The organism is Bacillus sp. AY2-1, assembly GCF_008368965.1.
Classification (GTDB): domain Bacteria; phylum Bacillota; class Bacilli; order Bacillales; family Bacillaceae_G; genus Bacillus_A; species Bacillus_A thuringiensis_S.
The window spans coordinates 1-8972 of the sequence record NZ_QPEL01000161.1 but is presented as its reverse complement, the minus strand read 5'-3'; the positions used below and the strand labels follow the sequence as shown (position 1 = coordinate 8972).

Genomic DNA, 8972 nt, shown 5'->3' with positions numbered 1-8972 from the left:
TAGTAAGGTATTGCCAACATACTCATTAACGCTAAATTGAAAAATGAATAGAAGGTATGACAAAATAAGATAGATGAAAAAATATAAAATTAATACTTATATATAGATTATAAAGACTTTAGAGAAAGGCTCATGTTATAAAACACAAGAAATATCAAAAGAAAGAAACGCACTTCTCCTATACTTTTAAATAAGGAGTGAAGGAAATGAATGAACATATACAGCAGATGATTAATTGGATTGAGAGCAATTTAAAAAAGAGATTTTCATTAGATGAATTATCTCGTTACATGGGGTATTCTCCTTATTATTGCTCTTTTAAATTTCATCAAGTAATGGGTTTCAGTATTAGACGTTATATTCTTCTTAGAAGGTTGTATTTATCTACGGAAGATTTAAAGAATGGTAGGAAGATAATTGAGGTCGCATTGGATTACGATTACTCTTCCCAAGAGGCTTATAGTAGAGCTTTCAAAAATGTTTTTGGAATGAATCCAAGAGAATACCAACTTAACAAAATGCCTATTCAATCATTTGTTAAACTAAATTTAAATAAAGAAGGGGCGTTTAATATGAATATTTCTAGAAAAATAGAGGTTGAGCAGTTACGAAATAGGAAGAGTGAGCTATTTGATAAAGAGGTACTTAACATATTAAATGGTCAAGTTATGTATGAAGAATTTAAAAACGAAAAGCTAATGGGTAATTCTGATTATGCACCATTTAATGAGGCAATGTGTGTGAACTCGGCTACTACTCAAGTTTTTAATGAAGAGTTTATTAAAACAAGAGCGAAAGGACATAACAGTTCAGTAGAAAGTTATATAAAAAAGGTTATAGATCCGTTAGAAAACCTTTTTACGAAAAAGTATAAATGTATTGTTCTATGGTTTGGTGAAGATATGTTTTGCCAAATGAACCTACTTACCATACTTTCTCACCTTGAACAGTCTGCTTATGAAGGGAAGGTATACTTAAATAGCTTTAGAGAGGATGAATTTAAAGTAAATCAAATTGAACTTGAATTGGGGAATTATTCTTCTATATACAATGAAGTATTAGTAAACCATAAAAAGACCTCTCATAAGGTACCACCTGTAATGTATCAGGCTATAGACTTATTTTTAGAAATGTTAACAGAAGATAATGCAGTAATGAAATTCATCTCTAAAAATAAAGATTTATCAACTCGTGAATTATTAATAAAGTTGTTTTATCTTTTTCCAACAATCGGATATGGAGATACTCAGTACATAGAGCTGATTAATAAAATAAAGAAGAAAGCTACACCAAAAATATAGGTGCAGCTTTCTTCTTATAATTGCTCAAGTAATTCTAATTCTTTTTCTACAAATAGCATTAGTTCTTTAATTGTTTCACCAGAAAAATCAAAACGAATACCGGCTGCATCATACACTTCTTTTATAGATTGAGAGCTTCCTAGTGATAATGCCTTTTTATAATTTTCTAGCGCTTGCTTAGGATCCTCTTTATATTGTTTATACATTTGTAATGCACCAAGTTGGGCGATCGCATATTCAATATAATAAAATGGTACTTCAAAAATATGGAGTACAGGTAGCCAACTCGTTGCTATCCAGTTTTCGTAGCCATCAATATGTATGACGCTAGACTGATAATGTTTTTGAAGTTGTAAGTATTTTTCATTTCTTTCTTCAGAAGTATGACTTGGATTTTCATACAGCCAGTGTTGAAATTGATCGACAATAAGCATAATAGGTAAATATGAAATAACATCTTTAAAGAAGTTAATTTTTGCTTGTTTTAAATCTTTTTTGTCTGTATAGAAGGTATCCCAATAATTAAGCGAGAATAACTCCATTGTCATACTGGCTAGCTCAGCTGTTTCAGCTGGAATTTCTATATACTGTCGTAATTTTAATGGTTTTATGAGTTCGTTATGAATACTATGACCCATTTCATGTATAAAAGTGACAATATCATCTTGTGTATAATTTAAGTTCATAAAAATATAAGATAATTGTGAAGCTGGTAAGTACTCACAAAAGCCACCAGCTGCTTTTCCTTTGCGGCTTGTTAAATCAAGACAATTGTGTTTATACATTCGGTTTAAAAGTGCTGAAAATTCAACATCTAGTTTATTAAAGATATGAGTGCTCTTTTCAATTAAATCATTTTCATTTGCAATAGGTTTAAGTACTTTTTGATCTGGAGTTACAGCTGATACATCCCACGGGCGAAGCGTATCAACTTGCAGTTTATCTTTTTTCTCTAGCAATATTTTATCTTTAAGAGGCACAACATACTTACGTATGGATTCAGCTAGTTCATAGCAATCTTTCGCTGAATAATCAAAACGCTCGTATTTTTTGAACATATAATCGCGATAATTCTCTAGTTGAATATTTTTTGCTTTTTGATGGCGAATTTCAATTAATTGATTTAATATGTTTTGGAGTTCTTTTTCAACAGATAAAAATTGTTCAGAAATAATGGTTTTTGCCTTTTTACGGGTGTCACGATTCGAATCTTGTAAATAGGATTGTAATTCTGTTATCGTTTTTTCTTCTCCGTCCCAAATTCCACTTAATCCTCCAGTGATTTCAAAGTACTCTGTGATTAATTTGTCTTCCTTTATTTCTAATTCGATATTTTCCTCACAAAATAACTTTTGAGCATTTTTTATTTTTATATCTAATAAACCATATACGTTAGAATCTAATTCCATTCGAAAAGGTGACTCTAAATATTTATTATCCAATAAATTTTGATACCGCTTTAAAAGTGGCTTTACAAATTGCTGATCATGTTCAAAAGTATCCTTTATTTCTTCATCATCCGTATTACATTGAAAGGCGATGTAATGTGATCTTAATTGTTCTTCGATGTCCCAAATTACTTTTGACTGCTCTTTTAACCAATTTTCAAGGTCTAGTTTTGAAGAAATCATTTTATTTAATAAAGTCGAAAGAGTTTTTTCCAATTGTAGTACATTACTAATATCAATCGTATTTACACGTTGCATTATATATCCCTCACTTTTCATTTATTCATAGAGATATTCTATTTATTAATTGTAATTTCCTTGTTAAGTGGGGGGAATGTGAAATAATGTTAAATTTAATAATTAAAGAAGGTATTTATATGTCAAAGTAAAAAGTTTATCGTAAATGAAAATATATGGAGGGGTGCTACATGAGAAAGAAGTTACTTGTGTTTTTATTTCCACTTGCTTTATCCCGCATTAACGGGCAGTAAGATCCCCACCTCAAAATTCAACGAAAGAAGTTAGGTGGGGGGATCAACTGCCCGTAAAAGCCCGATTGGTTCAACTAATAATCATTGGGGATGAACAAAACCCCCAATGATTAAAGTTTCACTTTATTATGTGCCTGTGAGAATGAGATTGAAGATGCTAAAAGTGAAGAGTCTATAGTGATGGATATTGCTACAGCCGCGGTAAAGGAGGAATCTTTTTTTAGTGCTGCTATAAGAGATGAAAAAGAAAGAATATTAGATTTAGAGATTGCTGATAGCGAAGATAGTAACGAAATAAAAAATGATATTAATAAAAGATTGGTGATACAAGGTGTAACGTCTTATAAAATCAATATAACTCAAAGAAATAGAGAAGTTGTAAAGGCAGAGAGTAGATGGAATCAAGTTTTTGGACATATATTTGATGACGTATTCAGAAAAAATGGATATGAAGGGTTTGGTATTCAGCAAATAAATTATAAAAAGAATCAACCTGTTACCATTGATATAAAAACTAAGATTAGCGATGATGAAGTAGGGGCGAGAGAACTTGGACAGAAAATAGAAAAAGAAGTTGAAAGTGTACTTAAAACAGAAGCAGTAAAGAAATGGATTGAAAATGATTCATATGCTATTGGGATTTACGATATAGATGATCGGAAAATTAACTAATTGAGGAATGAATGCTATATGAATGAAAAATCGATATAATTACTGAAGGAGGTGTAAGATGTATAAGTATTTACATATTTTAAACGACATAGAAAATATGATTCGAAATGGAGAAATAAAAGAAGGAAAGAAATTACCGTCTATACGGTCACTCGTTACGCAATATGAATGTAATAAGGCGACAGTTATACGAGCGCTACAAGAATTAGAAAAGCGTCACATTATATATTCTGTCCCTCAAAGTGGATACTACGTTGTTAAAAAATCAGAGAGTACTATAGAAAATAACGAGATAATTGATTTTGCCTCCTCAGCACCAGATCCAGATGTTTTTCCATATTTAGATTTTCAACATTGTATTAATAAGGCTATTGATACGTATAAAAATGATTTGTTTGTATATGGAACTCCGAAAGGGTTACCATCTTTAATACCAGTTATTCAAAAACAACTAGCAAATTATCAAGTCTTTACAAAAGAAGAAAATATTTTTATAACGTCAGGTGTTCAGCAGGCACTTGCTATATTAACTTCTATACCATTTCTGAATGGAAATGAAACTGTATTAATTGAACAGCCAACATATCATTTATATATTGATTATCTAGAAATAAATAAAGTTCCTGTAATCGGTATTAAACGTACGAATGAAGGTATCGATTTGAATGAATTGGAACAAATATTTCAAACTGAAAAAATAAAATTCTTTTATACGATACCGAGATATCATCATCCGCTTGGGACGTCTTATTCTAAAGATGAGAAAGAAAAAATCGTACTATTGGCTAAGAAATACAATGTATTTATAGTGGAAGATGATTATTTAGCAGATTTAGAAACTGATTCAAAAGCAGATCCGTTATATAGCTTGGATAATTGTAGTCATGTCATATATTTGAAAAGTTATTCAAAGATTATTTTTCCTGGTTTACGGGTTGGAGTTGCGGTCATTCCACCGTCCATTGCAAATGCTTTTTATACATACAAAAAGATACTAGATATTGATAGTCCGATGATTTCTCAAGCGGCTTTAGAAATTTATATAAAGAGCGGTATGTTTGAACGTCATAAAAGTAAAATTAATTCTTCCTACTACAATAGATCAATAAAACTAGCAGAAACATTAGAAAAAGTGCAAAATGAAAATCCATCATTATTTACATATAATAGACAAAATACATTTGGAATACACACTTGTTTAGAAATGCAGAAAAACATAGTTACAGAAACACTTATACAAAAACTAGGTGACATTCAAATAAGTATCGATACGATTGATAAGAATTATATGAGGAATTTTCCTAAAGAAAGACTGTTAAAATTAAATGTTTCGAATGTAAAAGAAGACAAGATTGAAGAAGGTATTCGTAAAGTAATTGAGGAAATCAACCAATCAAGACACTTGAATTTTCAGTTTAGAAAAGAATAATTTGAATTAGGAGATTTGTTGTGAGGCGCCAAATAATTCTCTTGTTTGTGTGTGCCGCTATAATAATTGGAGCTATAGTTGTGACTAAATATTATAAAAAAGATGACCAATGCATCGCGGTTGGTAAGTATTCAAGAGGTATTATCGTAGATCAAAATAACGAACCTACATCTAATGTGAAAATATATGAAGATTCAATTGAAGAAAGTAAGGAACGCAGTATTTCAAATGCACAAGGTGAATTTGAAATACTAGATGGGGTTTGTGGTGAGATTGTTTTACAATTAGTTACTCCAGATGGAGAAATCTATACGAGAAAATATGATAGTAAGTATATACCACAAGTAATAGAACTGAGTTATAAAAAGTAAGGGGAATTACATGTAACCATTACAAGGAACTGAGTTTAATTAATATTTTTTAGAGCACTCAATAGCTGAGTGCTCTTTTTATTTATGACATAAGTGTTTAAAATGGAAATAAACTACCAATTAATGATGCTCTTAAAGTATAGCTTTTATTTTGAATAGGAGGGTGATGGAGTCTATGGCGGTACGTATAGTTGATGATTTACAGCAATTATCATTGTTACTTATGTTTTTAAGTACACTCATATTTTACAGATACTTAAAGAAGGTTAAACGAGAGAGAAAATTGACTGGCTTTGAATGGACAATGTATTTTGTCACTCAATTTGCGACATTAATTTGGGCAATTACTTATTTTATTAAACACTTAGCTGAATCATAAATACTAATCAATCTAGTTTACTGTTATCTATTTGGGATATAAATATAGTCCGTATCTAAATCAATGACAACATTGCTAGTGACGTCTTCTTGTAGTAACTTTGGAGTTTTTTTGTAATAATATCGTACACAAAATAAGCGTAGCAGATCCTCATTAGATATCTCTTCATTTCTTACATTTAAATACATCGTTATTAATTCGTTAATAGAACAGTTACGGCCAATAACATACTCGTTTATTCTATATCCATCAAATTCAATTATCATATTATCACTGTTGGGTGCTAGCCAACGTTATAGCTTTAATTTTGGATGAATCTATTATACATTGTTTGAAACTTAGTGAGAATATATTTTTATAAAGTGAGAGGATATGAATGGAACAGTATAAGTTAGTTTTAGAAGGTGCGAAACAACTTAAGTGGGAACCGGGTAAAATTAGATCCATACAGGACGATGAAATTATTGTTAAAACAATTGCAGGAGCTATAAGCATTGGGGCCGAGTTACCACAGTATAATGGATCCGATGTTACGGATACGAATCCTTTTTATCCAAGAAAAACTGGATATGAAAGTTATGGTGAAGTGATTGAAGTTGGTAATAAAGTAACACATGTAAACGTAGGCGATAAAGTAGTTTTTTTTATGGACATGAAACGATAGGGATAGTTAAGGGGCATAAAGTAATTCGAGTGCCTAGTTCTATACAACCTAAAGTTGCTTTATTATCTATTCTTTCGTGTGATGCCGCTAAAGGAGTATTGAAACTAAACCCGCAACAGGATGAAAAAGTACTTATAACTGGAATGGGAGTTATTGGTTTACTCGCTTGTTATTTCTTAAAATACTATGTAGGCGTTGAGCACGTGGATGTTGTTGAGCCTAATAAAAATAGAAGAGATTTTGCAAAGAATTTTGGTGCGAAAAACATATATGATTCAGAAGAAAAAATAATAGAAACATATAATTATGGTTTCGAATGTTCTGCTACAAATAGTGGATTTCATGCATTGCAAAAAGCTCTTAAAACTAATGGACAAATATGTATACTTTCTGATGGTAATAATGAGATTATTGCATCAGACGGGATAAGCTCGTTTATACATGTCGAAGATGCTGCAAGAGCTACTATGCTAGCTCTTAATTGGCCTTCAGGAATCGTAAATATTGTAGATGATTATCCAGCAACTAGTAAAGAATGGTTACCGATATATGCAGCAGCGATAGGGGCACCTAAGCCTAAAGTTCAAGATGGGAAAAATAGTTGGGAAAGAGGAGCTTCAAATAATAAGGCACGTAAAGAGTATGGATGGACACCTGTATTTCCATCATGGTCTGAAGGGTTTAACAATTTGATAGGGAAGTAAAATACACTTTTAATGGGAATGATAGTAATATCCACCATTAAAGGATTGGGTTATTATGAATATAATTTGGGAAAGTATTATATTAACTCTTACAGGAATAATTGTTTTGAAAATGACAGGTAGTACATCTGTCAGCCAAATGACAAGAGCTGAAATAATTATAGTTGTTTCAATTGGCCGTATTATTGTAGAACCTGTATTAAGTAGAAAAGTAGTCCCGTCTCTATTTGCAGCTATCATATTTGCAAGCATACTACTTACCATTCATTTCTTTGAATTGAAATCAAGGAAGGTGGAACAATTCCTAAATGGAAGTAGCATTATAATTGTTGAAAACGGAGAGATTGTAAAAGAGAATTTGATGCAGGCAAAAATGTCGGAACAACAACTTTATATGCAATTAAGAGAAAAAGGGATTCATGATGTGAAGAGTTTACAGCAAGTTACAGCGGAACCGAATGGGCGTATTGGCTATCAATTAATAAAAGAAGCACAACCAATAACTTTAGAAATGTTAGAAAAAATATTAGATCAGTACAATATAAAAAGATGATTTCTCATGAGAAACAGCCAATACTACAATAAAAATATTGGCTGTTTTTTTATTTTCTATAAACGTAAGGGTTAATAAAATAGGGTAGATTTTTAACCAATCTTTATATTAGATATAGGCTTATTATTATGCTATATTCAATGGAGCTACGATGACTAAGGTAAGTGGTATGAATAGAAGAAAAAACTTTATAGCAAATACAAAAATGCTTTTAATTTGATACTAAAAATGGATTGAAAATAAGGAGATAGATACATAATGGAATTTTGGGAATCAAGTTTTATTGAAAAACAAACGATGTGGGGATTTGAACCTACAGAATCTGCAATTTTGACAAAAGATTTTTTTCTTGAAAAGAACGTTAAGGATATATTAGTTCCGGGTATTGGTTATGGAAGAAATGCAAAGGTTTTTATCGATAATGGTATAAATGTAACAGGTATTGAAATTTCAAAAACAGCCATTGATTTAGCAATGCAAAATGGCCTAGAAGATATTAGTATCTATCACGGTTCGGTAAATGAGATGCCTTTTAATAACAAATCGTATGATGGTATATACAGTCATGCACTTCTACATTTGTTGAATAAGCAAGAGAGAGAGCAATTTATTAAAGGTTGTTATAATCAGCTAAAACCAGGTGGATATATGGTTTTCACAACTGTTTCTCAAAAAGCCCCAATGTTTGGGAAGGGGAAACAGTTGGATAAAGACTATTTCGAAATAATGGAAGGCGTAAAAATGTTCTTCTATAATTCTGAATCTATAAAACGAGATTTTAATAAATATGGACTAGTACAAGTTTCCGAAATTGATGAACCAAATAAGAACATGGAGAATAAACCTTCAATAAATTTCTTAATGATAAAATGCCAGAAAGAACTATAAATAAAAGTTTTTAAATATTTCTAAAGATATTTATATATTGATTATGCACAAATATAAAGGACAAGCATATAG

At 30.8% G+C, this 8972-nt stretch carries 11 protein-coding genes; 9 read left to right on the top strand and 2 right to left on the bottom strand.

What is annotated here, in order from left to right:
* The first annotated feature begins 206 nt into the window (after window positions 1-206).
* A complete protein-coding gene (locus DN403_RS26560) occupies window positions 207-1301 on the top strand; it encodes a helix-turn-helix domain-containing protein (RefSeq protein ID WP_074790132.1) in 1095 nt (364 codons plus the stop codon).
* A gap of 14 nt (window positions 1302-1315) precedes the next feature.
* Here DN403_RS26560 and DN403_RS26555 read toward each other — a convergent pair whose 3' ends face one another.
* Window positions 1316-3007, bottom strand: coding sequence for a M3 family oligoendopeptidase (locus tag DN403_RS26555; RefSeq protein WP_149185916.1), 1692 nt, complete (start codon window positions 3005-3007; stop codon window positions 1316-1318).
* A gap of 413 nt (window positions 3008-3420) precedes the next feature.
* Here DN403_RS26555 and DN403_RS26550 point away from each other — a divergent pair, with 413 nt between their 5' ends.
* From DN403_RS26550 to DN403_RS26535, 4 genes are all read left to right on the top strand, one after another.
* Window positions 3421-3912 (top strand): DUF4030 domain-containing protein, encoded by a 492-nt coding sequence (locus tag DN403_RS26550; RefSeq protein WP_016098560.1) that lies wholly within the window; start codon window positions 3421-3423, stop codon window positions 3910-3912.
* A 58-nt stretch (window positions 3913-3970) separates the two neighbouring features.
* Window positions 3971-5341 carry an aminotransferase-like domain-containing protein gene (locus DN403_RS26545; protein ID WP_000280128.1) on the top strand — a complete coding sequence of 457 codons (1371 nt, stop codon included), beginning with the start codon at window positions 3971-3973 and terminating at the stop codon, window positions 5339-5341.
* 20 nt (window positions 5342-5361) lie between these two features.
* Window positions 5362-5712: a hypothetical protein gene (locus tag DN403_RS26540; RefSeq protein WP_001254187.1), complete on the top strand. Its 351-nt coding sequence runs from the start codon at window positions 5362-5364 to the stop codon at window positions 5710-5712.
* Between the two features lie 175 nt (window positions 5713-5887).
* A complete protein-coding gene (locus tag DN403_RS26535) occupies window positions 5888-6091 on the top strand; it encodes a hypothetical protein (RefSeq protein ID WP_000290889.1) in 204 nt (67 codons plus the stop codon).
* Between the two features lie 23 nt (window positions 6092-6114).
* Here the strand turns inward: DN403_RS26535 and DN403_RS26530 are convergent, their stop codons facing one another.
* Window positions 6115-6357 carry a hypothetical protein gene (locus DN403_RS26530; protein ID WP_042598155.1) on the bottom strand — a complete coding sequence of 81 codons (243 nt, stop codon included), beginning with the start codon at window positions 6355-6357 and terminating at the stop codon, window positions 6115-6117.
* Between the two features lie 110 nt (window positions 6358-6467).
* Here DN403_RS26530 and DN403_RS31975 point away from each other — a divergent pair, with 110 nt between their 5' ends.
* The 4 genes from DN403_RS31975 (at window position 6468) to DN403_RS26515 (ending at window position 8900) form a co-directional block, all read left to right on the top strand.
* Entirely contained in the window at window positions 6468-6755 is a 288-nt protein-coding gene (locus DN403_RS31975) for an alcohol dehydrogenase catalytic domain-containing protein (protein ID WP_016098561.1), read from the top strand.
* 29 nt (window positions 6756-6784) lie between these two features.
* Window positions 6785-7459 carry a zinc-binding dehydrogenase gene (locus tag DN403_RS26525; RefSeq protein WP_003278347.1) on the top strand — a complete coding sequence of 225 codons (675 nt, stop codon included), beginning with the start codon at window positions 6785-6787 and terminating at the stop codon, window positions 7457-7459.
* 55 nt (window positions 7460-7514) lie between these two features.
* A complete protein-coding gene (locus DN403_RS26520; RefSeq protein WP_001021710.1) occupies window positions 7515-8012 on the top strand; it encodes a DUF421 domain-containing protein in 498 nt (165 codons plus the stop codon).
* A gap of 258 nt (window positions 8013-8270) precedes the next feature.
* The gene (locus tag DN403_RS26515; RefSeq protein ID WP_000397601.1) at window positions 8271-8900 is read left to right on the top strand and encodes a class I SAM-dependent methyltransferase; all 630 of its coding nucleotides are present in this window, start codon (window positions 8271-8273) and stop codon (window positions 8898-8900) included.
* Window positions 8901-8972: the final 72 nt, after the last annotated feature.

Excerpts from the sequence above, each read along its gene's own strand:
- DN403_RS26530 (WP_042598155.1), bottom strand. The coding sequence starts at position 6,357 with ATGATAATTGAATTTGATGGATATAGAATAAACGAGTATGTTATTGGC.
- DN403_RS26545 (WP_000280128.1), top strand. The coding sequence starts at position 3,971 with ATGTATAAGTATTTACATATTTTAAACGACATAGAAAATATGATTCGA.
- DN403_RS26560 (WP_074790132.1), top strand. The coding sequence starts at position 207 with ATGAATGAACATATACAGCAGATGATTAATTGGATTGAGAGCAATTTA.
- DN403_RS26515 (WP_000397601.1), top strand. The coding sequence starts at position 8,271 with ATGGAATTTTGGGAATCAAGTTTTATTGAAAAACAAACGATGTGGGGA.
- DN403_RS26555 (WP_149185916.1), bottom strand. The coding sequence starts at position 3,007 with ATGCAACGTGTAAATACGATTGATATTAGTAATGTACTACAATTGGAA.
- DN403_RS26535 (WP_000290889.1), top strand. The coding sequence starts at position 5,888 with ATGGCGGTACGTATAGTTGATGATTTACAGCAATTATCATTGTTACTT.
- DN403_RS31975 (WP_016098561.1), top strand. The coding sequence starts at position 6,468 with ATGGAACAGTATAAGTTAGTTTTAGAAGGTGCGAAACAACTTAAGTGG.
- DN403_RS26550 (WP_016098560.1), top strand. The coding sequence starts at position 3,421 with ATGGATATTGCTACAGCCGCGGTAAAGGAGGAATCTTTTTTTAGTGCT.
- DN403_RS26520 (WP_001021710.1), top strand. The coding sequence starts at position 7,515 with ATGAATATAATTTGGGAAAGTATTATATTAACTCTTACAGGAATAATT.